This window comes from Paraburkholderia caribensis (genome assembly GCF_002902945.1).
Taxonomy (GTDB): domain Bacteria; phylum Pseudomonadota; class Gammaproteobacteria; order Burkholderiales; family Burkholderiaceae; genus Paraburkholderia; species Paraburkholderia caribensis.
The window spans coordinates 2,637,661-2,660,010 of record NZ_CP026101.1 but is presented as its reverse complement, the minus strand read 5'-3'; the positions used below and the strand labels follow the sequence as shown (position 1 = coordinate 2,660,010).

Annotated in this window: 20 protein-coding genes; 10 read left to right on the top strand and 10 right to left on the bottom strand. The window is 66.5% G+C overall.

Features of this window, described 5'->3' with window-relative positions; all coding sequences use genetic code 11:
- Window positions 1-3: 3 nt before the first annotated feature.
- The 5 genes from C2L66_RS11845 (at window position 4) to cobC (ending at window position 4,367) form a co-directional block, all read left to right on the top strand.
- Window positions 4-1,065, top strand: coding sequence for a FecCD family ABC transporter permease (locus tag C2L66_RS11845; protein ID WP_060599966.1), 1,062 nt, complete (start codon window positions 4-6; stop codon window positions 1,063-1,065).
- Entirely contained in the window at window positions 1,062-1,883 is an 822-nt protein-coding gene (locus C2L66_RS41605; RefSeq protein ID WP_060599968.1) for an ABC transporter ATP-binding protein, read from the top strand. Before C2L66_RS11845 ends, C2L66_RS41605 begins: the two co-directional genes overlap by 4 nt.
- A 36-nt stretch (window positions 1,884-1,919) precedes the next feature.
- On the top strand, window positions 1,920-2,972 hold the full coding sequence (gene cobT, locus C2L66_RS41600; RefSeq protein ID WP_060599970.1) for a nicotinate-nucleotide--dimethylbenzimidazole phosphoribosyltransferase: 1,053 nt from the start codon (window positions 1,920-1,922) through the stop codon (window positions 2,970-2,972).
- Between the two features lie 70 nt (window positions 2,973-3,042).
- A complete protein-coding gene (locus tag C2L66_RS11830; protein ID WP_060599972.1) occupies window positions 3,043-3,792 on the top strand; it encodes an adenosylcobinamide-GDP ribazoletransferase in 750 nt (249 codons plus the stop codon).
- Window positions 3,777-4,367, top strand: a complete 591-nt coding sequence (cobC, locus tag C2L66_RS11825; protein WP_060599973.1) for an alpha-ribazole phosphatase — start codon at window positions 3,777-3,779, stop codon at window positions 4,365-4,367. Before C2L66_RS11830 ends, cobC begins: the two co-directional genes overlap by 16 nt.
- A gap of 6 nt (window positions 4,368-4,373) precedes the next feature.
- On the opposite strand, the gene C2L66_RS11820 is transcribed toward cobC, so the two are convergent.
- The 4 genes from C2L66_RS11820 to cobU are packed head-to-tail and all read right to left on the bottom strand — an operon-like array spanning window position 4,374 to window position 7,782.
- The gene (locus C2L66_RS11820) at window positions 4,374-5,285 is read right to left on the bottom strand and encodes a cobalamin-binding protein (protein ID WP_060599974.1); all 912 of its coding nucleotides are present in this window, start codon (window positions 5,283-5,285) and stop codon (window positions 4,374-4,376) included.
- Window positions 5,286-5,290: 5 nt separating this feature from the next.
- Window positions 5,291-6,292, bottom strand: coding sequence for a threonine-phosphate decarboxylase CobD (gene cobD / locus C2L66_RS11815; RefSeq protein ID WP_060599976.1), 1,002 nt, complete (start codon window positions 6,290-6,292; stop codon window positions 5,291-5,293).
- Window positions 6,293-6,295: 3 nt separating this feature from the next.
- The gene (gene cbiB / locus C2L66_RS11810) at window positions 6,296-7,237 is read right to left on the bottom strand and encodes an adenosylcobinamide-phosphate synthase CbiB (protein WP_060599978.1); all 942 of its coding nucleotides are present in this window, start codon (window positions 7,235-7,237) and stop codon (window positions 6,296-6,298) included.
- Window positions 7,234-7,782, bottom strand: a complete 549-nt coding sequence (cobU, locus tag C2L66_RS11805; protein ID WP_060599980.1) for a bifunctional adenosylcobinamide kinase/adenosylcobinamide-phosphate guanylyltransferase — start codon at window positions 7,780-7,782, stop codon at window positions 7,234-7,236. Before cobU ends, cbiB begins: the two co-directional genes overlap by 4 nt.
- Window positions 7,783-7,952: 170 nt before the next feature.
- On the opposite strand from cobU, the gene C2L66_RS11800 reads away from it, so the two are divergent.
- Window positions 7,953-9,410: a cobyric acid synthase gene (locus C2L66_RS11800; protein WP_063803364.1), complete on the top strand. Its 1,458-nt coding sequence runs from the start codon at window positions 7,953-7,955 to the stop codon at window positions 9,408-9,410.
- A gap of 121 nt (window positions 9,411-9,531) precedes the next feature.
- Window positions 9,532-9,966, top strand: coding sequence for a DoxX family protein (locus tag C2L66_RS11795; RefSeq protein WP_054929866.1), 435 nt, complete (start codon window positions 9,532-9,534; stop codon window positions 9,964-9,966).
- 51 nt (window positions 9,967-10,017) lie between these two features.
- Here the strand turns inward: C2L66_RS11795 and C2L66_RS11790 are convergent, their stop codons facing one another.
- Window positions 10,018-11,688 (bottom strand): tetratricopeptide repeat protein, encoded by a 1,671-nt coding sequence (locus C2L66_RS11790; RefSeq protein ID WP_060599984.1) that lies wholly within the window; start codon window positions 11,686-11,688, stop codon window positions 10,018-10,020.
- Between the two features lie 135 nt (window positions 11,689-11,823).
- A complete protein-coding gene (locus C2L66_RS11785) occupies window positions 11,824-12,243 on the bottom strand; it encodes a PaaI family thioesterase (protein ID WP_060599986.1) in 420 nt (139 codons plus the stop codon).
- A gap of 225 nt (window positions 12,244-12,468) precedes the next feature.
- Between C2L66_RS11785 and C2L66_RS11780 the strand changes: the two genes are divergently transcribed.
- Window positions 12,469-13,128 carry a ParA family protein gene (locus C2L66_RS11780; protein ID WP_054929869.1) on the top strand — a complete coding sequence of 220 codons (660 nt, stop codon included), beginning with the start codon at window positions 12,469-12,471 and terminating at the stop codon, window positions 13,126-13,128.
- Between the two features lie 60 nt (window positions 13,129-13,188).
- Here the strand turns inward: C2L66_RS11780 and panD are convergent, their stop codons facing one another.
- The 4 genes from panD to C2L66_RS11760 all read right to left on the bottom strand — a co-directional run bounded on the left by panD (window position 13,189) and on the right by C2L66_RS11760 (window position 15,844).
- The gene (gene panD / locus C2L66_RS11775; protein ID WP_054929870.1) at window positions 13,189-13,575 is read right to left on the bottom strand and encodes an aspartate 1-decarboxylase; all 387 of its coding nucleotides are present in this window, start codon (window positions 13,573-13,575) and stop codon (window positions 13,189-13,191) included.
- 18 nt (window positions 13,576-13,593) lie between these two features.
- On the bottom strand, window positions 13,594-14,427 hold the full coding sequence (gene panC / locus C2L66_RS11770; protein ID WP_054929871.1) for a pantoate--beta-alanine ligase: 834 nt from the start codon (window positions 14,425-14,427) through the stop codon (window positions 13,594-13,596).
- A 358-nt stretch (window positions 14,428-14,785) separates the two neighbouring features.
- Window positions 14,786-15,658, bottom strand: a complete 873-nt coding sequence (locus C2L66_RS11765) for a segregation and condensation protein A (protein ID WP_036003440.1) — start codon at window positions 15,656-15,658, stop codon at window positions 14,786-14,788.
- Window positions 15,659-15,844, bottom strand: coding sequence for a DUF3460 family protein (locus C2L66_RS11760; RefSeq protein WP_036003444.1), 186 nt, complete (start codon window positions 15,842-15,844; stop codon window positions 15,659-15,661).
- 385 nt (window positions 15,845-16,229) lie between these two features.
- Here C2L66_RS11760 and C2L66_RS11755 point away from each other — a divergent pair, with 385 nt between their 5' ends.
- Window positions 16,230-18,008: an autotransporter assembly complex protein TamA gene (locus C2L66_RS11755; protein ID WP_409372589.1), complete on the top strand. Its 1,779-nt coding sequence runs from the start codon at window positions 16,230-16,232 to the stop codon at window positions 18,006-18,008.
- 31 nt (window positions 18,009-18,039) lie between these two features.
- A complete protein-coding gene (locus tag C2L66_RS11750; RefSeq protein ID WP_060599990.1) occupies window positions 18,040-22,347 on the top strand; it encodes a translocation/assembly module TamB domain-containing protein in 4,308 nt (1,435 codons plus the stop codon).
- Window positions 22,348-22,350: the final 3 nt, after the last annotated feature.

The following is a 22,350-nucleotide window of genomic DNA, read 5'->3' as shown; positions in this document are numbered from 1 at the left end:
GCGATGAGCGGACTCGTGCAACGTCAGCGGCAACCCCGACCGGTCCAGCTCGCGCGCGGCATGAGTGCGAAGCGCGCGCTCGCCATCTGGACGGCGCTCGGCATCGCGGCGCTCGTGGTCTTCGTGGCGTCGCTCGCACTCGGCAGCGTGAGCGTCGCGCCGTCGCGCGTGCTCGATGCGTTGCTGCCGTCGGCTGATGCATCGTCCGATCTCGCCACGCAGATCGTTCGCACGCTGCGCCTGCCGCGTGCGCTCGCCGGCTTCGGTTGCGGCGCGTTGCTTGCGCTCGCGGGCGCATTGCTTCAGGTGCTGCTGCGCAATCCGCTGGCCGAGCCGTATGTGCTCGGCGTGTCGGGCGGCGCGGCGAGCTTCGCGCTGGTCGCGATGATGGCGGGCTGCGCGTGGTGGATCGTCGATGCATCGGCGTTCGCCGGAGCGTTCGTCTCGATCCTGCTGGTGCTCGGTCTTGCACGCGGCGCGCTGTGGCGCGGCGAGCCGCAGGACGCATCGCCGCGTCTGCTGCTGACGGGCGCGGTGATCGCGGCCGGGTGGGGCGCCGTGATCACGCTGCTGTTGACGGTCGCGCCCGACAGCCGCCTGCGCGGCATGCTGTTCTGGCTGACGGGCGATCTGAACGGCGGCGGCGCGCCGTGGCTCGCACTCGCTGCGTTGTGCATCGCGTTGCTCGCGATCGTGCCCATCGCGCCGCAACTCAATGTCCTGCTGCGTGGTGACGCCGCGGCGCAAGCGCTCGGCGTGCCCGTGATGCGCGCGCGGCTGCGCGTCTATCTGGTCGCGTCGCTCGCCGCCGCCGCTGCCGTGACGACGGGCGGCACGATCGGCTTCGTCGGGCTCGTCGTGCCGCACATGCTGCGGCTCGCGTTCGGCAACGATCAACGGATGCTCCTGCCCGCAGCCGCGCTTGGCGGCGGCGTTGCCGTGATGGGCGCCGATCTGGTCGCGCGCACGGTGATCGCGCCCGCGCAGTTGCCCGTCGGCGTCATCACCGCGTTGATCGGCGTGCCCGTGTTCCTGTGGATGCTGCTTCGACGGAGGCGCGCATGAACGCACGCATGATCGCAGACACAAGCGCCGATGCCACCCTGCATGCCGACCAATTGACCTTGCGGGCCGGCTCGCGCACCTTGCTCGATGACTTCACGCACACGTTCTATCAAGGTGAAGTCTGGTGCATCGCCGGTCCGAACGGCGCGGGCAAGACGACGCTCATCTCGACGCTCGCGGGTCTTGTGCGTCCAGCGAAAGGACACATCGAACTGGACGGAATGCAGGTGAACGCATGGCCGCTCGCGCGCCTCGCGCAGCGCCGTGCGTTGATGCCGCAAACATCGCACGATGCGTTCAGCGCGAGCGTGCTCGATATCGTGCTGCTGAACCGTTTTCCGCACCTCGCGGGATGGGGCTGGGAGCGCGACGAGGATCGCGCCGCCGCGCATGCGGCGCTCGATGCGCTCGGTCTCGCGGACTTCGCTGCGCGCGACGTGCTGTCACTGTCGGGCGGCGAGCGGCAGCGCGTCGCGCTCGCGGCCGTGCTGTGCCAGGACGCGCCGCTGCTGCTGCTCGACGAGCCGCTCGCGCATCTGGATCTGCATCATCAGATCGACTGTCTCGAAGCATTGAGCGGATGGGCGCGCGGCGGCGGGCGTACAGTGATGTTCTCGTGCCACGATCTGAATCTCGCGCGGCGGTTCGCGACGCACGCGCTGCTGCTCGAAGGCAACGGCGTCGCGCATGCGGGACGCGCACGCGACGTGCTGACGCCCGAACTCGCCAGCCGCGCCTTCGGCTATCCGCTCGTGCTGATCCGTGACGGCGACGATGAAGCGCTGATTCCGGCGCTGCGCGCAGCGTCTCGCAACTGAACACGCATGAACCGAACTCTTCACGCAAACACGAACATGACCACTTTGCATTCCCTGCCTATCGTCGAGCCGCTCGAACAGTCATTGCGCGCCGAGATGCAACGCATTATCGACCTGAAGACCAAGCCGCCCGGCAGTCTCGGCCAGCTCGAGACGCTCGCGCGTCAGATGGGCATGATCCAGCGCAGCACGCAGCCCACCGTCACACGTCCCGCGATGATCGTCTTCGCCGGCGACCACGGTATTGCGAACGCGGGCGTGAGTCCGTATCCGCAAGCGGTGACGGCGCAGATGGTGCTCAATTTTCTCGCGGGCGGGGCGGCGATCAATGCGTTCAGCCGCGTGGCGGGCCTCGAACTCGAAGTGGTGAATGCAGGTGTCGCGCATGAGTTCGCGCCGCACGAAAGGCTCGTCGATATCCCCATCGCCCGTGGCACGCGCAACTTCGCGCAAGAGCCGGCCATGACGCGCGACGAAGCACTCGCCGCGATGCGCGCGGGCGCGGACCGTGTTCGTCATCATGCGTCGCTCGGCACCAACGTGATCGGCTTCGGCGAAATGGGCATTGCGAACACGTCGTCGGCTGCGTGCCTGATGAGCCGCCTGTGCGGCGTGCCCGTCGACGATTGCGTCGGGCGCGGCACGGGCCTCGACAACGCCTGGCTCGTGAAGAAGCGCAACGTGCTGGCGGCGGCGCTTGCGTATCACCCGGCATTGAATGATCCGCTCGATGTGCTCGCAACCTTCGGCGGCTTCGAGATTGCAATGATGGCGGGTGCGTACCTGGCAGCGGCGGCGGCACGCATGACGATCGTCGTCGATGGTTTCATCGCGACGTCCGCGCTGCTGGTGGCCGATGCATTCGCGCCCGCCGTGCGCGACTACTGCGTGTTCGCGCACGCGTCGAACGAAGCAGGGCACCGGCGCATGCTCGATCACTTCGGCGCGGTGCCGCTGCTCGCGCTCGATCTACGTCTTGGCGAAGGAACGGGCGCGGCGCTTGCTATGCCTTTGCTGCGCGCAGCCGTTGCATTCGTCAACGAGATGGCGAGCTTCGAATCGGCGGGCGTCGCGCAACGCGACGCATGATGCGCGACGCGTGCATCAATACAGGCGTTCGAAGCGAGAACGTTGATGAACAGAATGCGTCGAATCAGCCATGAATGAACTGCGTTATTTCTTCACGGCGCTCGGCTACTTCACGCGCGTGCCCGTGCCGCGCTGGGTCGGCTACGAACCGCATTATCTGAACGCGGCGGCGCGTTACTTTCCATTGATCGGCGCGTTGGTCGGCGCAGCGGGCGCCGTCGTATACATGGCCGCCCTGCGCATCTTTCCGCCGGGCGTGGCCGTGTTGCTGTCGATGGCAACGACGCTGCTCGTCACGGGCGCATTCCATGAAGACGGGCTGGCCGATTGCGTCGATGCGTTCGGCGGCGCCTATACGCGCGATGACACGCTGCGCATCATGCATGACTCGCGCATCGGCGCATTCGGCGCGATTGCGTTGATGGTCGCGCTTGCATTGAAGTGGCAAACGCTCGCGGCCTTGCCGCCGCTCTACGCGGCGTGGCTGATGATCGCGGCGCATGCGGCGAGCCGCGCCTGCGCGATCAGCTATCTCGTCACGCTCGATTACGTGCGAGCGCAAGGCAAGGCGAAACCGGTTGCGCAGCGCATGTCACGCAATGCTTTTGGCTGCGCTATCTTTCTGGGTATGCCATGGCTCTTCTGGCCGCACTGGCGTGCCGGTTGCATCACGCTGCTGGTGCTCGTGGTGTTGCGTTTCATGCTGGGCCGCTATTTCGTCAGACGCATCGGCGGCTATACGGGCGATTGCCTTGGCTTCGCGCAGCAGATCTTCGAACTGGCCATCTACCTGGTGGGACTCGCATGGATATCGTTCTGATCCGACACCCGGCTGTTTCCGTACAAGAGAGCGTGTGCTACGGCCAGAGCGACGTGGCGCTCGCCGATGCGCCGGAGGCGTCGGCGGCTGCCATCGCCGTGCGCCTGGCGACCTTGCAGGTGCCCGCGCCACGCGTGCTGCTGTCGAGCCCCCTCACACGCTGCGCGACGGTCGCGACCGCGCTCGCCGCGAACTTCGGTTGCGCGTACAGCATCGACGACAGTCTGAAGGAAATGGACTTCGGCACGTGGGAGTTGCAACGCTGGGACGATATCGATCGCGCGTTGCTCGATGCGTGGGCAGAGAATTTCGAAGGTGCGCGCGCGCATGGCGGCGAAAGCGTCGAGCAGTTCGTGGGCCGCGTGCGCGCGTGGTTCGACGTGTTCCAGCAGACACGGGAATTGACGCCGGCATATGTCGTCACGCATGCGGGCGTGATGCGCGTGATCGCGGCGACCGTGCTCGGGTTGCCTGTCGAGCGCTGCCTGAGATGGTCGATCGATATGGCGGGTTGCGTCTGGTTGCGCCGCGACGATACGAACCTGCAATGGTCGATCGTGCGCTGGAACGCGTGACGTCGGTTAATGGCCCGCGCGGCGCGAGCGCGCAACGTCGAGGTCTTCGCACAGTTGCGCCGCGCCTTGCGCGAGACGCGGCGCGGGGCGGTTGATCAGATCGCCGTCGATCGCAAACAGGTTGTGGCGCGCCACAGCCGTCATGCCGGGCCAGGCTTTCCATTTGTCGAGCGAAGGCAGCGGGCGATCCGGCTGCGTCGCGCCGGGCGCGGCCGTGACGATCGCCTCGGGATTGGCGGCCAGCACCGCTTCCGTCGAGATCGTCGGCACCAGCGGTTCGAGCTTCGCAAACACGTTGCGTCCGCCGCATAGTGCGATCACATCGCTGATCATGTGCTCCCCGTTGAGCGTCATCAATGGCTCGTCCCATACCTGATAGAACACGCTGACCAACGGTAGCGTCGCATAGCGCGTGCGCAGCCGCGCGATCTCGTCGCGATAAGTGCGCGCCGCCGCGTCGGCGGATGGCGACGTGCCGAGCAGCGCGCCGAGCTTCGTCAGCGATACGGCGATATCGTCCAGGCGCTGCGGCTCGCTGAAGTAGAGGGGGATGTGCAGTTCGCGCAGCCGGTCGGTCTGCCGCTGTGCATTGCCATGCCGCCACACGACGATCAGATCGGGTTTCAACGCGACGATGCGTTCGAGATCGAGCGACTTGTTGTCGCCGACGCGCGGCACCTGTTTCGCCGCGGGCGGGTAGTCGCTATACGCGACCGCACCGACGAGCTTCGCGCCGCCGCCTGCTGCGTAGATCATTTCCGTGACGTGCGGCGCGAGGCTGATGACGCGTTGCGCGGCTTGTGCGAGCGTCACGGTCGCGCCTGTGTCGTCGACGACGGTGACGGCCGCATGCGCGTGCGCTGTGATGGCAAGCGCGCAGGTCGCGATCAGTGCGCGAAGTGATCGGGAAAGTCGCATTGTTTTTATCGTGCCGTCATCGCGTGTTGCAGGCAGGTTTCCAGGCGGGTCCATTCGCTTTGCGTTGCAGGCAGCCCGAAGCGCACGCTCGCCGGATCGGCGAAGAAGCGTGTCCAGATACCTTGTTTTGCGAGCGCATCGTGCAGTTGCGCGGCGCGCGTGTCGGCGATCCATGCGAAGAGCGGCGTCGAATGCACGATGAAGCCGTGCGCAGACAGCAGCGCGACAAGTCGGGCGCTTTCGTCCGCGAGCTGCGCGCGCATGTCGTGCTGCCACGCCGTGTCGGCGAATGCGGCGCTGACGGCATGACGTGCCGGGCCGCTGACGGTCCATGCTCCCAGCGTGTGATCGAGCGGTTCGAGCAGTGCAGGGCAAGCCAGCACGAACCCCGCGCGCACGCCCGCAAGACCAAAGAACTTGCCGGGCGAGCGCAGCACGACGAGTCCTTCGCGATGCGTATGCGCGGCCAGCGACCCGGACGGCATCGCATCGGCGAACGCTTCGTCGACGATCAGCGTGCCGCCGCGTTCGCTCAGCGTTTCATGCCATTGCAGCAGCGTTGCGGGGCGCAGATGGTCGGCAGTCGGATTGTTCGGATTGACGACGACGGCATGCGTGATGTCATCAGGCAAGGTCGAACGTGTGACGTCGAGCGTGGTCACGCGGTGCCCTGCGCGCGCAAACGCAGGCGCGTATTCGCCGTACGTCAGCGGTGCAATGCCGACCGAGCCCTGTCGAAGCAGATGCGGCAGCGAGCGGATCGCCGCCTGGCTGCCCGCGACAGGCAACACATGCGATGCATCCGGCGCGCCGTAGTAACGTGCCGCACGTTCGGCGAAACCGTCGCCGTTGTCGGGCAGACGTCGCCATGCATCGGCGGGAACGGGCGGCACCGGGTAGCCGTGCGGATTGATGCCCGTCGACAGATCGAGCCACGCGTCGTAAGGGATCGCGTAGCGGCGCGCCGCTTCATGCAGATTGCCGCCGTGCAGAATGGTTCGCGTCATCGTCTAGCTCTGAAACGGCACGCTCAACAGCGCAAGCGCGATGAACATGGCGAGCCACAGGATCACGCTGCGCTCGACCAGTATCAGCGCCGCCTCGATATGCTGCGCGCTCGCCGCGTGACCTGCGCCGAGCGTCGGACGTTGTTCTATCACACCGTGATAGATGGCCGCGCCGCCGAGCAGCACGTTGAGGCTGCCCGCGCCTGAGGCCATCACGGGCCCCGCGTTCGGGCTGTCCCAGCGCGGTGCCTGTTCGCGCCAGCATTGCAGCGCGATGCGCGTGTCGCCGAGCAACGCGTAGCTGAGGGCGGTCAGCCGCGCGGGCACGTAGTTGAGCACATCGTCGAAACGCGCGGCTGCCCAGCCGAAGCGCAGATAGCGCGGCGTGCGATAACCCCACATCGCATCGAGCGTATTCGCGAGACGGAACCCCAGCGCGCCCGGACCGCCGAAGATCGCAAACCAGAACAATGCGCCGAAGATCGCATCGTTGCCGTTTTCCAATGCCGATTCGACGGCGGCACGCGACAGCGCGCTTTCGTCCGCATGCGATGTTTCTCGCGACACGATGCGCGCCGTCAACACGCGCGCTTGCGCGAGATCGCGTTTCGCGAGCGCGCGGCCGATCGGCTCGATGTGATCGTGCAAGCTGCGCGCGCCGAGCGCGAAGTACAGCAGCGCGACATGCAGCGCGCACGACCAGATCAACGGCAGCGTCAGCACGAGCCACGTGGCGATCAGAACGGGCGGCGCGACGGCAAGCAGCCACGCGAGAATGCCGAACAGCCGGCCGCGCCGGCCCGTGTTCAGCGCCGCTTCGAGCTTCGCTGCGAGCTTGCCGAAGCCGACCAGCGGATGCGCGCGGCGCGGTTCGCCGAGCCATTTGTCGACGGCGACGGCGGCCGTGGCGAGTGTCGCGACAAGCGGCAAGGACAGCAGCATCATGCGCGGCTCGCGGGTTTCAGATGCAGCGGCAGGCCCGCGACCATCATCGTTGCCTGCGTGCTGACGGCCGCGATGCGCTGGTTGAGACGGCCGAGCTCGTCGACATACAGACGCGTGGCCGCACCGAGCGGCACGACGCCCAGGCCAATCTCGTTGCTGACGACGATGATCTTCGCGCGCGCCTGCGCGAGCGTCGTTTCGAGCGCGGCGAAACGGTCGAGGTAATCGGCTAGCGGCGGCGAGCCGTCGGCAGGGCAAAGCAGGTTGGCGAGCCACAACGTCAGGCAGTCGATCAGCACGCAGTGCTGCGGCTGATCGACCTGCGCGACGGCTTGCGGCAGATCGAGCGGTGCTTCGAGCAAGGCCCACTGCGCGGGCCGTCGTTCGCGATGACGCGCGACGCGCGCAGCGAATTCGTCGTCGCCGATACGCGCGGTCGCGATATAAGTGACGGGCAACGCGCTCGCGCTAGCGAGTTGTTCGGCGTGCAGGCTCTTGCCCGAGCGGGCGCCGCCGAGGACGAAGGTGAGGTCGCGGGAAATCATCGCGTGATTGTACCGACTGTACCGACTGTACCGGCCGTGCCATCGTTCAGGCGCGTGGGCGAGAGTGCGATGGGATAATGCGGGCTTCCTTTCTCCCCCTGTTCGCGCACACTGTGTCTTCCATTCCCGACGCTTTGTCTGAACCGCTCGACGTACCGCGCGGCACGCTGATGATCCAAGGTACGACCTCCGATGCGGGCAAGAGCACGCTCGTCGCAGGTCTATGCCGTCTCGCGCGGCGCACGGGCGCGCGGGTCGCGCCGTTCAAGCCGCAGAACATGGCGCTCAATAGCGCAGTGACCGTCGACGGCGGCGAAATCGGCCGCGCGCAGGCATTGCAGGCGGTGGCCGCGGGCATCGACGCGCATACCGATCTCAACCCCGTGCTGCTCAAGCCGACCAGCGACCGCGGCGCGCAGGTGATCATCCACGGCAAGGCGCGCATGAATCTCGATGCGCGCGCGTATCACGACTACAAACCCGTCGCGTTCGAAGCGGTGCTCGAATCGTACGCACGGCTCAAGGCGTCGTACGACACGATTTTCGTCGAAGGCGCGGGCAGTCCCGCCGAAATCAATCTGCGCGATCGCGACATCGCCAACATGGGTTTCGCGGAAGCGGTGGATTGCCCCGTCGTGCTGGTCGCCGACATCGATCGCGGCGGCGTGTTCGCGCATCTGACGGGCACGCTCGCCTGTCTGTCCGAGACCGAGCAGGCGCGCGTGCGCGGCTTCGTGATCAACCGCTTTCGTGGCGACGTGAGCCTGTTGCAGCCGGGGCTCGATTGGCTCGAAGCGAAGACGGGCAAGCCCGTGCTCGGCGTCGTGCCGTATCTGCATGGCCTCACGCTCGATGCCGAAGACATGCTGCCGCGCGAGTTGCGGGCGGCGAATGCGGAGGGTCACGAGATGTTGCGCGTCGTCGTGCCCGTGCTGCCGCACATCAGCAATCACACGGATTTCGATGCGCTGCGCGCCCATCCGCAAGTCGATTTCCATTACGTGCGCGCGGGCAGCACGCCGCCGCCCGCGGATCTGATCATCCTGCCCGGCTCGAAGAACGTGCAGGGCGATCTGGCGTTTCTGCGCGCACAGGGCTGGGACGCCGTGCTGCAACGGCATCTGCGCTACGGCGGGCGGGTGATCGGCATTTGCGGCGGCATGCAGATGCTCGGGCGCGAAGTGGCGGACCCGTACGGCGTCGAAGGGCCGCCCGCGACCGTGGCCGGGCTCGGCTGGCTCGACTTCTCGACGACGCTCACGCGTGAGAAGACGCTCAAGAACGTGACGGGACGCCTCGCGGCCGAAGCCGCCGCGATCGCCGGCTACGAGATTCATATGGGCGAGACGCAAGGGCCCGCGCTCGATGTTCCGGCGCTGCTGCTCGCCGACGGGACAGGCGGCCTGCGCCCCGACGGCGCCCGTTCCACCGACGGCCAGATTCTCGCCACCTACGTGCACGGTCTGTTCGACACGCCCGCCGCGTGTGCCTCGCTGCTGGCGTGGGCGGGGTTGAGGCAAGCCGAGGCGATCGACTATCCGGCGCTGCGCGAGGCGTCGCTGGAGCGCCTCGCCGACACGCTCGCCGAACATCTCGATCTGAAGCGCTTGTGGGCGGCCGTCGGTTGATTCGTTCTCGGCAGGAATTAATCTAAGCCGTGAGGGCGATTTTTCCTACGCACCGGTTCGAATAAAGTCCGTTCCATCGACCGCGCATTCCGCGCGGTCAAACCTGATCCAAGGAACCGACATGAATCCGATCGCCGCCAGCAAACCCGAGCTTGCCGCCACGATCCTGCGCGTTGCGCTAGCCGTGTTGTATCTGGCGCACAGCCTGCAGAAAATCTTCGTCTTCACGCTGCCGGGCACGGCGCAGTTCTTTCAGTCGATCGGGTATCCGGGCTGGCTCGGTTATCTGACGGCCTTCGTCGAATTGTTCGGCGGCATTGCGTTGCTGCTTGGCGTGCAGGTCCGCTGGGTCGCGCTGGTGCTGCTGCCGTTCATGCTCGGCGCGATGTCGGTGCATCTGCCGAACGGCTGGGGCTTCGCGTCGCCGCATGGCGGCTGGGAGTATCCGGCGTTCTGGGCGGTCACGCTCATCGTGCAGTCGCTGCTCGGCAATGGCCTGTTTGCAGTGGGCGGCGTGAAGGCGGCGCCGGTTGGCCAGGCGCGCAAGGCGGCCTGACGTATCGGGCGATGCAGCGCGGGCAGGCCGGTGCGCCGCTTGCCCGCTGAATCATGTGCGGCTTTGCCGTAACGCATCCGCGATGCGTTCGGCCACTTCCCGCCAGTCTCGCGCATCCGACTGCCGGAACAGGCGCATCACGCCCGGATACCACGGCGAGTCGTCCCGCTCCAGCAGCCAGCGCCAGTCCGTCCAGTCGTGCGGCAGCATCAGCCAGCACGGCTTGCCGAGCGCGCCCGCGATGTGCGCCGCTGCCGTGTCCACGGTGACAAGCAGGTCCAACTGCGCAACGATGGCCGCCGTATCGGCGAAATCCTCGATGGCGGAGCCCAGATGCACGATGGGCTGGCCAGCGGGCGGCGCAGCGGCTTCCGTCTCGCCCTGGCCTTTCTGCAGACTGAAGAATGTCGCGCCGGGCACCGTCCACAATGGCGCGAGCGGCGCGAGACCGGGAACCGAGCGCGTCTCGTCGTGCTGGTTCCCGGCGAAGCCTTTCCAGACCAGCCCGACCTTCAGCTCATTTCCTGCGGCCAGGCGCGGGCGCCAGCGCTCGATGCGCTCCGGCAACGCACGCAGATAAGGCAGCGCGGCGGGCACTGTGTCGAGCCTGGTGCCGAACCGCAGCGGCAGGCTCAGCGGGTACGCCCAGTAGTCATGCGCGGGGAGGCCGGCGGTGTGGCTTCTGATCTCGTCCACACCCGCCATCGTTGCCATCAGCGGCTTCATCGGCTCGGGGCACATCAGCGTCAGATGACGCACGCCGAGCGTTTTCAGGAGCGGCGCGTAGCGCGCGAACTGCACACAGTCGCCATAACCCTGCTCGTGCCACAACAGAAGCGACTTCCCTTCGAGCGATTCTCCCAGCCATTGGCGCATGCCCGCGGGCGGCGGCACGGCGTCCGGTTTGGGCTGCTGTGCGAGCCGGGCTTCGGCGTGCGGCCAGCCTTCTTCGAGGCGGCCTTGCGTGAGCAGCAGGACCCCGAGATTCCAGCGGGCATCGGCGAAATCCGGCGCGAGCGCGAGCGTCTGTCGATAGACGGCTTCCGCTTCATCGTAACGGCCCTGGAGCTTGAGCGCCGTGCCGAGATTGTGCAGCGCGTCGCGGTGATCGGATTGCACGGCGAGCGCACGGCGGAACGCGGCTTCCGCTTCGACGGGCTGCGAGCCGCGCAGCAGCGCCATGCCGAGGTTGTACAGCCCGTGGATATAGTTGCCGTCGAATTCCAGCGCCCGGCGAAACGCGGCAGCGCCTTCGTCGAGGCGGCCGAGGCTGACTAGCAGGTTCCCGAGATTGTTATGCGCAGCCAGGAACGGAGGTTCGAGGTCGATTGCGCGCCGATACGCGGCTTCGGCCTCCTCGACGCGCGAATCCGCGTTCAACGCTTCGGCGAGCTGGAAATGCGCGAAAGCGCAGTCCGGATCGATGCCGATCGCGCGATAGCAGATGGCATAAGCCTCTTGCGTCCGTTTGCGCATCAGCAGCAATTCCGCAAGATTGCCCAGGCAAAGTGCGTCTTCTCTCAGCGCGATCGCGCGGTAAAACAGCGCTTCGGCTTCGATCCACATGCCGCGCACCGTTAGCACGACGCCCAGCAGCCGTAGCGCATTGGGTTCATGCGGATTGCGTTCAAGCGTTTCGCGGTAGCCGCATTCGGCTTCGTCAAAGCGCCCGGCGCGATGCGCTTCTAACGCGGCTTCAAGATTCGGGAGTTGAGAAGACATGTTGCTGGAGTGAGGGATACGGCGCGGTGACGACGCTGGCGCCCCCGATCATACGCGGGGGACGAGATGGGATTTGTCGTAAATCGTCATGGCGGCGCGTCGCGGCGCCGGATCCACCGCCACCGCAATGCCGAATCAGTACAGCACGATCTGCGTGCAGCGAAACAGCGCCATCGTCTTGCCGTCGGGCGCCGTCACCGTCGCGTCCCACACCTGTGTGCTGCGGCCCAGATGCACGGCTTTCGCGACGGCGCGGATCGTTCCTTCCGTCGACGTCCCGAGAAAGTTGCTCTTCAGCTCGATCGTCGTGAAATTGCGCGCATTGTCGGGCAGATGCGCGAGGCACGCGTAGCCGCAGGCGGTATCGGCGAGACCGATCACGGTGGCCGCATGCAGGAAGCCGTTCGGCGCGAGCAGTTCGCTGCGCACGGTCAGCTCGGCCGTCAGCGCGCCTTCTGCGAGGTCCGTGACGCGTACACCCAGCAAGCCCGGCAGCGAGCCTTTCTGGCGTTCGTGAAGCCGGTCGATCGTGTATTCGCTGCGCAGTTTGCTCATGGTCATGATTCTCGAAAAAAGGGGCTGGAAGCGTCCCTCAGGCGCGTAGGGACTTCGGCCTGACGGGTTTTGCCGATATTATCAACGGCTGGAACCAATCGGCCATGCCGCGCGCACGGGCAACGCAGGGGCACGAACCGTCGCAGCGAGCCACAATCGCGAGGCGGGCCGGAAGTCGAGCGGCAAACCGGCTGGCCAGCGCCAGCCATCTTCCCGGGAGAATTCATGACGGTGATCGTGGTGGCGAATCCAAAGGGCGGCGTGGGCAAGAGCACGCTGTCGACCAATCTGGCTGGCTATTTCGCGGCCGAGGGCCAATGGGTCGCGCTCGCCGACCTCGACCGGCAGCAGTCGGCGCATGCCTGGCTCGATCTGCGTCCGGAAACCTTGCCGGCCATCGAAACCTGGGAGGTCGACCCCGATGCGCCAGCGAAGCCGCCCAAAGGGCTCGAGCAGGCCGTGATCGACACGCCTGCCGGGCTGCACGGCAACCGGCTGAACGTGGCGTTGTCGCTGGCGGACAAGGTGATCGTGCCGCTGCAGCCTTCCATCTTCGATATTCTCGCAACCAAGGAATTTCTCGAACGCCTCGCCAAAGAGAAAGCGGTGCGCAAGGGCGCAATCGAAATCGGCGTGGTCGGCATGCGGGTGGATGCGCGTACGAAGTCGGCGGATCAGCTGCATCGCTTCGTCGAAGGGCTCGATCTGCCCGTGCTCGGCTATCTGCGCGACACGCAGAATTACGTGCAACTGGCGGCGCACGGCCTGACGCTCTGGGACGTGGCGAAGAGCCGCGTCGAAAAGGATCTGGAGCAGTGGGCGTCGATCACGTCGTGGGTCGACGGGAAGGCCGCGAACGGGAAGGGCGGCGGCAAGAAAAGTTAAAGGCGCCTGTCGCAAGCGCCTTCAACCGTGTCATGCATGTGGCTCAGACGGCCGGGGCGGTCAGCTCCAGCTTTGCGTCGGCACGTGGTCGCGGCTGCCCTTGATCACGTTGTGTTCGTCGACGAACACCAGATCCGGCTTCCAGCCCGCCTTCAATTCTTCCTCGTCGACGTTCGCGAACGCCGCGATGATCACCAGATCGCCCAATTGCGCGCGCCGCGCCGCCGAGCCGTTCAGCGAAATCATGCCGCTGCCGCGCTCGCCCTTGATCGCGTACGTCGAGAAGCGCTCGCCGTTGTTGATGTTCCAGATGTCGATACGTTCGTTTTCGACGATGTTTGCCGCTTCGAGCAGGTTCTCGTCGATCGCGCACGAGCCTTCGTAGTGCAGTTCGCAGTGCGTGACCACCGCGCGGTGAATTTTCGACTTCAGCATGTTGCGTTGCATGGCTTGTCCTTCAGACCGTCAGATTTCGAGATTGTCGATCAGGCGCGTCGCGCCGAGCTTCGCGGCGGCGAGCACCACGAGTGGCGCGTCCAGTTCGTGCGCGGCGGGCGCGACGAGGTTCGAGCGCTTGCGGATCGCGATGTAGTCCGGCTTCCAGCCGCGCGCAGCCAGCGACGCGACGGCTTCCTGCTCCAGCTTCGCGAAGTCGCGGTTGCCCGACAGCACGCGCTCGCGCACGCTTTGTAGCGTGGCGGCGAGCATCGGCGCCTCGGCGCGCTCGGGCCCGGTCAGATAGCGGTTGCGCGAGCTGAGCGCGAGGCCGTCGGTGTCGCGCACGGTTTCGGCGGCGACGATGTCGCACGGCAGCGCGAACTGCTCGGTCATCGCGCGGACGATCATCAACTGCTGGTAATCCTTCTTGCCGAACACGGCGACGCGCGGCTGCACGCACGACATCAGCTTCATCACGACCGTGCACACGCCCGTGAAGAAGCCGGGGCGGAACTCGCCTTCGAGAATGTCGCCGAGATCGTGCGGCGGATGCACGCGGTATTCCTGCGGCTGCGGGTACATGTCCCGCTCCGTCGGCGCGAACAGCACGTAGACGTTTTCCTTCTGCAGCTTGTCGATGTCGTCCTGGAGCGTGCGCGGATACTTGTCGAAGTCTTCGTTCGGTCCGAACTGCAGGCGGTTCACGAAGATGCTCGCCACCACCGGGTCGCCGTGCTGACGCGCGAGGCGCATCAGCGACAGATGGCCCTCGTGCAGGTTGCCCATCGTCGGCACGAAGGCGGTGCGGTTCTGGCCGCGCAACTGGTCGCGCAATTCCTGGATCGAGCTGATGACTTTCATGATCGGGCAATGTTGTGAGTCACGCCGACCGCCGGCAGGCGGCAGCGAGGCTCGCGGTTGTCTCGTTCACGCGACGATTCGCGCGGTGTCGGGAAATCCACGCGAAGCCCGGCGCAGGCCGTCCGGCAGGCTGGCTTCGAGCGCGGGATTGTAGTGGATTTATTGTCGTGCTGCACCGAGTTTGGGCGGCGGGGTAAACGCCTGGCATCCCGGATATTGGAACGCGATGCGGGCCGGATAAGCCACGCGAGGCCGTGCGATACGGCGTCCGGAAAGCTTCGTTTCGGTTCCGTGAACGGCTGCGACAGCGGGAGGAAAGCGTGCTGCAATGACGTCCCCGCGCGCGGCCGGCAGCCCGTCAGGCGGGCAGGTAGGCCAGCCGCACGTAAATCGGCGCGAACGGCTCGGCTTGCGTGATCTCGATCAACGATTCACGCGACAGCTCGAGCATCGCGATGAAGTTCACGACCACGACGGGTACGCCGCGCGTCGTGTCGAACAGTTCGGAAAACTCCATGAAGCGCGCCCCCTGCAGCCTGCGCAGGATCACGCTCATGTGCTCGCGCACGGACAGCTCTTCGCGCGAGATCTTGTGATGCTGGACGAGCTTCGCGCGCTTGATCACGTCGGCCCACGCGGAGCGCAGGTCGTCCGTGTTCACGTCCGGGAAGCGCGGCGTGATGCTTTGCTCGATATACACCTCGGCGCGCAGGAAATCGCGTCCGAGTTGCGGCAACTGATCCAGGCGCTGGGCCGCGAGCTTCATCTGCTCGTATTCGAGCAGGCGGCGGACCAGTTCGGCGCGCGGGTCTTCCGCTTCCTCACCCGTGTCCGCCTTCTTGACGGGCAGCAGCATGCGCGACTTGATCTCGATGAGCATCGCGGCCATCAGCAGATATTCGGCGGCGAGTTCGAGATTGGTCTTGCGCAACTGTTCGACATAGCCGAGATACTGGTTCGTGACTTCGGCCATCGGGATGTCGAGCACGTTGAAGTTCTGCTTGCGGATCAGGTACAGCAGCAGATCCAGCGGGCCTTCGAACGTCTCCAGAAAGACTTCGAGCGCGTCGGGCGGGATGTAGAGATCCTGCGGCAGCTTGAAGAGCGGCTCGCCGTACAGGCGAGCGAAAGCGATGCCGTCGACGGTGTTGGGCGTCGAGTCGGTAGCGGGCGCGGCGAGCGCTGCGTCGGGCTGTCCCGAAGCGGCGCGGGCCTCGTCGGCGGTGGTCACTTAGAAGTTCTGGTAGTAGACGTACGAGTTCTGCTTCACGCGCGCTTCCTGATTGGCTGCGCGCTCGTCGAGGTCGATTGGCTGCTTGTCCCACAGCAGCGAGCGGCCGCGGCGTTGCTCTTCTTCCAGGGTGGGCTTTTGCGCCTTCAGTTGATTCAGGAACTGCGTGATATCCGATTGATACATGGCTCGACGTCCGTGAATGAAGATGACGGCGCCCGACGTGCTGATGACGCGGGGCCGCTCGTGCAGAACAGGATTTTACCGCAAGCTCGCCAGCCTCAAGCGAAAAGTCGGCGGAACCGGGCGGAACCGTGGGCCGCCGGCCGCGTCCAAGGCGGGCGCCCGTTGCACCGTGCCGCCTCAGGGCAGCGTGCAGCGGCGTATCCCGTAAATGGCGCGGCGGCGCCGATGTGTTCAAATAGCGCTCGTTCCCCCTGCGCCCAGGCGGGCCGGGTGTCGGCATTCTTCAACAATGGTCAATAAGAGCCGGAGGTCGTGTTTGGCGGGGTGGGCCATCGAGCGGTCGCGCAAGCATCGCCACGAAAGCACCGTGACAGGGCGTCGCGCGATGCAGCGCGCGTCGTTGGCGGCGACGCTGCTGCGCGCATGTCTGTCGTGCGGGTTGTGCGTGCTGCTGCTCGCCACGACGCACGCGCACGCCGCGCGCGCGAAGCCGGCGTACACGGTCGACGTGGAAGCGGAGCCGCGCTCGCTGCGCAAGCTGCTCGAAGAGCATCTGGACATTTCCCGCTTCGCGAAACGCGAGGACATCAGCCCCGAGCAATTCGACTTTCTCGTGACGGCGACGCCGCAGCAGGTGCGCGACCTGACGTCGACGCAAGGCTATTTCACGCCCGTCGTGCGCACCGACGTGCGCACCGTCGACGACAAAAAAGTCGTGCGCGTTTCCGTCGATCCCGGCCCGCGCACGATCATCTCTTCGATTTCGCTGTCGTTTCGCGGCCCCGTGCTGACGGAAGACCCGGAGCAGGAAAACAAGACGCGCTTTGCGTTCTCGCTGCACGAGGGCGAACCGTTCACGCAGACGGACTGGGACGATGCGAAGGACGCGTCGCTCAAGGCGCTGCAATCGCGCCGCTATCTGGGCGCGAAGATCGCGCGCTCGGAAGCCCGGATCGATCCTCGCACGCATGACGCGAAACTGTCCGTCACCTACGACAGCGGCCCGACCTTCACGATGGGCAACCTGGATGTCTCGGGCACGCGGCGCTATCCGGAGCGGATCGTGCGGAACGTGAATCCGATCTCGCCGGGCGAAGTCTACGATGTCCAGCGTGTGACCGAGCTGCAGCGCCAGTTGCAGAACACGCCGTACTACGCGAGCGTCGCGATCGACGTCGGCAACGACACGGAAAAGCCGCTCGACACACCCGTGCACGTCAAGGTCAGCGAGTTTCCGTATAACAGCGTACGCGGCGGCGTCGGCTATTCGACGGACACGGGCGCGCATGTGCAGGGCTCGTATTCGTATCTCGACACGTTCGGCGCGGCCTGGCCGTTTACCGTCGCTGGCCGGCTCGACCAGATCCAGCAGTACGGCCAGGTGACCCTTGCGATGCCGCCGGGCCTGCGCGGCTGGACCAATAGCGCGCTCCTGTCGTACACCAGCACCAACGTGTCCGACACGCGCATCTACAGCTTGCGCGCGGGCGTGCAGCGCACGCGGACCTCGCAGTACATCGACTACGCGTACTCGCTGCTCTACTACCAGGACAGGCTGGACCAGAATACCCAGGCGCCGACCACGAGCCGCGCGCTCGTGCCCGCGTGGTCATGGACGCGCCGCAATACCGACGACCCGCTGTTTCCGCGCTCGGGCAACCTGATCCACGTCGAGGCGGGCTTCGCGGTCAAGGGCGTGGCGACCGACCAGACCTTCATTCGCGGCTATGCGCGCGGCCAGCAATACCTGCCCGTCGGCGCGCGCGACCTCGTGCTGTTTCGCGCGGAGCTGGGCGGCGTGTTCACGAGCGGGCCGTCGAGCGGCGTGCCCGCGTCGCTGCTGTTCCGCGCGGGCGGCTCGAACTCGGTGCGCGGGTACGGGTATCAGAGTATCGGTAACAACGTCGGCGGCTCGATTCTGCCGACCAAGTACCTCGTGACGGCGACCTCCGAATATCAGCACTGGTTCAACCGCGACTGGGGCGCGGCCGCGTTCTTCGACATCGGCACGGCCACCGACGCGTGGGGCGAGAAAGTCTTCTATCCGGGCGTCGGCGTGGGCGCGCGCTGGCGCAGCCCCGTCGGCCCGGTCAACGTCGACGTCGCGTACGGCACGCGCAACCGCAGTGTGCGGCCGTATCTGACGCTCGGTATCGCGTTCTGACATCACACTGAATCGACGGCACTTTTTGAGCATGACGACGGACCTATCCGAGAACTCATCCGACCACCCGTCCGGCGGCGCACCGTCGGGCGGCGAACCGCCGGGCGGCTCTGCGCCGCGCGGTCCGGATGGTTCGGACACGCCGCCGCCGAAAAAGCGGCGTCGTCTGTGGAAAAAGATCGCATGGGCGATCACCGTGCCCGCAGTGCTCGTTGCGCTCGTCGGCGGGCTGCTGTACGGCGTGGTCGTCACCGAGCGCGGCACCGCGTACGCGTGGCAGACGGCCGTGAAGCTGCTGCACGGCCAGCTGGAAGGCAAGCTCGACGGCGGCGCGATCGCGACGGGGCTGCACATGCGCGACGTGCGCTGGCGCAGCCTCGACGGTAGCGGCACAGATATTCGCGTCGACCGCATCGACGGGAAATGGGCGCTGTCCGACAAGCCGTGGCGTTTCGTCGTCGATTATCTGCATGTCGGCACCGTCGAAGCGCGTATCGCGCCGTCCACGTCGAAGTCCAAGCCGCTGAGTCTGCCGCAGGATCTGCGGCTGCCACTGCAACTGGCCGTGCGCGATCTGAGCGTCGGGAAGCTGATCCTGCACGAGGGCGCATCCACCTCGGAATACGCGCGGCTGCTGTTCCATGGGCGCAGCGACGGACGCCATCACGAAGCGTCCGTCGATCGCCTCGACACGCCGTTCGGCGCAGTGACGGCAGCGGCGAAGCTAGACGGCGTGCGGCCGTTTCCGCTGACGGGCGACGCTGGCTATTCGGGCAAGGTCAACGACGAAGCCGTTCAGGTGAGCGCGCATCTGTCGGGTTCGCTCGAAACGCTGGTTGCCGAGCTCGACGCATCGGGCATGAAGCTGACGGGCCACGCGCGCGTCGAGGCGACGCCGTTCGCGGAGGTGCCACTGCAACGCGCGACGCTGAATTTCGATCACGTCAATCCGCAAGCGTTCGCGCCCGGCGCGCCGCTGGCCGATCTCGCCGTGCGCGCAGAACTCCAGCCGGCGCAGCGGGACGCGGCAGGGCATGGGGTGCCCGCGAGTGGCGCGGACGTGGCGAGTGCCGTGGCTGCTGCGAGCACGGTCACGGCGGCGGGTTCGGTGGGTTCGGCGAGCGCGGGTAAATCTCCGCGTGCGGGCAGTGCGGCCAGAACAGGCCGCGCGGCAAGTGCGGCAAGTGCACCGCCCGCGGCATCGCAGGCCCAAGCCGATGCCGCCCATCGCTCGCCGGGTTTCGCGGTGCAAGGCCAGGTGTCGATTGTGAACGCGAAGCCCGGCTCGATCGATGCGCATCTGCTGCCGCTGATCGACGCGCACGCCGACGTGAGGCTCGACGCCAAGGCGCAGCGCATTTCGAACCTCGCCGTGCGCCTGCTGAAGGAAGCGACCGTCACGGGCGGCGGCGAGTTGATGGGCAAGCGTGGCCAGTTCGATCTGAAGGTCGCGAAGCTCGATCTGAACGCGCTGCAAGCAAGCGTGCGGCCGACGCAGTTCGCCGGCCCGGTCTCAATCCGGCTGAACGACGACGTGCAGAGCGTCACGCTCGACCTGAACGATCCGAAGGCGGCGCTGCGCGTGCAGGGCAAGGTCACGCTCGACCCCGCGCGCACCAGTTTCAACGACGTGCGCGTGAGTTCGGGCAAGGGACGCATCGACCTGAACGGTGCGATCAAGCGCGACGCCAGTTCCACCTATAACCTGAAGGCGACGCTGACGGATTTCGATCCGCTGTCGTTGACGACGCAGACGCCGTCGCGCGCGGCGGCGCCAGCCAGCGCGAGCGGCTCGGGCAAGGGCAAAGGCAAGAGCGCACCGGCAGCCGCGCCGAAAGCGCCCGTGAAAGCGCCCGCGTCGCGCAAGATCGAGGCACGCGTGAACGGCACGCTGACGGCGGCGGGCCTGCTCGCACCAACCTTCACGACAAAAGCCGAGTTCCGTCTCGGCGAAAGCGTCTACGACGGCCTGCCGATGACGGGCAGCGGCACGATCCAGCTCGCCGGATCGCGCATTCTGCCAAGCCGCGCGAATCTGTCGGTGGCGGGCAATCAGGTCGATCTGCAAGGCAGCTTCGGCGCGCGCGGCGACCGGCTGCGCTTTCATGTCGACGCGCCGGAACTGGAGCGGCTCGGCTTCGGTCTCGCCGGCGTGGTCGCGGCGCAGGGCGACGTGACGGGCACGTTCGAGCATCCGAATGTCATGCTCGACTACAAGGCCGACAGCGTCGTGTTCGGTGCGAACAAGGTCGGGCACGCCGAAGGTCACGCGGAACTGCGCGACGGCGCGAACGGTGCGATGGTCTTCACGACGGATGCACGCAACCTCAGCACGGCGGGCGTCGAACTGAACACGCTCACCGCGCGCCTGAACGGCACGCGTGCAAAGCACACGCTCGAAGCCGCCGCGAAAGGCACGCTGCAAGGCCGCCCGCTCGATCTGGCCGTGGCCGCGAACGGCAAACTCACCGATGCGCGCGACGGCACGCACTGGGACGGCACCGTCACGCGCCTGTCGAACAAGGGCACGCCTGCGCTCAACATGGAGACGCCGCTGACCGTCAACGCGGGCGGCCAGCGCGTGACGCTCGGCCCGACGCGCCTCACGCTGGAGGGCTCGGTGCTCGACCTGAAGTCGTTTGCGCTCGATCACGGGCGCATCAGGTCGGCGGGTACGCTGACGGGCGTGTCGGTGGCGCGCATGCTCGAACTGCGCCAGGAGTTCACGGGCGTGCCGTCGACCTTGAAGACGGACCTCGTGTTCGACGGCGACTGGGACTTTGCGCTCGGCGAGACCGCGACAGGCCATATCCAGCTGAAGCGGCGCGGCGGCGACATTACGATCGAGGTCGGACGCGGCTTCTCGCCGCTCGGCATCACCGACGTCGCGGCGCGTGCGGATTTCAGCGGCGGCAATCAGCTGAACGCGACCGTACATGCGCAGGCAAGCCGCATCGGCGTGGTCGACGCGTCGGCGCACACGACGCTCGTACCGCGCGACGGCGTGCTGATGGTCAACGACGAAGGGCCGCTGTCGGGCTCGATCAACGCGAACGTGCCGTCGCTGAAGACGACGGGCGGCCTGTTCGGGCCGAGCTACCTGCTCGACGGCCATCTGGCGTTGAAGCTCGCGCTCGGCGGCACGGTCGCGAAGCCGAATCTGTCGGGATCGCTGGTCGGCGACGGTCTGTCCGCGACGCTGGTCGATCTGGGGGTGCAGTTGAAGGACGGCGTGGTGCGCATCGCGTTGTCGGAGAACCTCGTCGATTTCCAGCAGGTCGAGTTCCACGGCGCGACAGGCACGCTGCGCGCGACGGGCCGCGTGCGGCTGGATAACACGGAGCCCGACCTGACGGCGAGCATCGTCGCCGATCAGCTCGAACTGTTCGCGTCGCCGGACCGGCAACTGACCATGTCGGGCAGCGCGAGCGTCGCCAACGCGGGCACCCAGGGCGGCCTCGCGATCAACGGCAAGTTCGTCATCGATCACGCGCTGTTCGATATGCCCGACAAGTCCGAGCCGCGGCTGGGCGACGACGTGGTGGTGGTGCGTCCGGATGGCTCGGTGGCGAGCGGCAAGCCGCAGGAAGTCGGCAATTCGAACAAGCCCGTCGGCGCGTTTGCGCCGCGCGCGAACATCGATATCGATCTCGGCCAGAAATTCCGCTTCCGCGGCCAGGGCGCCGATGTCGGTCTGCGCGGCACGATCACGGCGCTGTCCGCGCCGAATCTGCCGCTGCGGGCAGTGGGCAACGTGCGCGTGACGGAGGGTTCGACCTATACGGCATTCGGCCGCAAGCTCGGCATCGAGAACGGCTTCTTCACGTTCAACGGGCCGGTTGCGAACCCCGGCATCAATATTCTCGCGATGCGCCGCAACCAGCAGGTCGAAGCGGGCGTGCAGGTGACGGGCACGATCCAGTCGCCCGTCGCGAAGCTGGTGTCGGAGCCGAACGTGCCCGACAACGAAAAGCTGTCGTGGCTGCTGTTCGGCCACGGCACCGACCAGGGCAACAACGTCGGCCAGCAAAGCACGATGACGACGGCGCTCGCGTTGCTCGGCAGTGCGAGCGGCAAGCGTATCGCGCAGGAGTTCGGGCTCGACGAGTTCTCGATCGGGCGAAGCGAAGTGGGGCTGACCGATCCACAGGTCGTGATGGTGTCGAAGGCGATGAGCGAATGGCTCGTGATCGGCTACGAACAGGGTTTGCAGTCGGCGAGCAACGCGATCAAGGCGACGGTGAACCTGACGCGTTACTGGTCGGTGGCCGCGTACGGCGGCACCTTCCAGGGGATGGATCTGCAGTACACGCGGCGCTTCGACCGGCTGCGGTGGTGACAA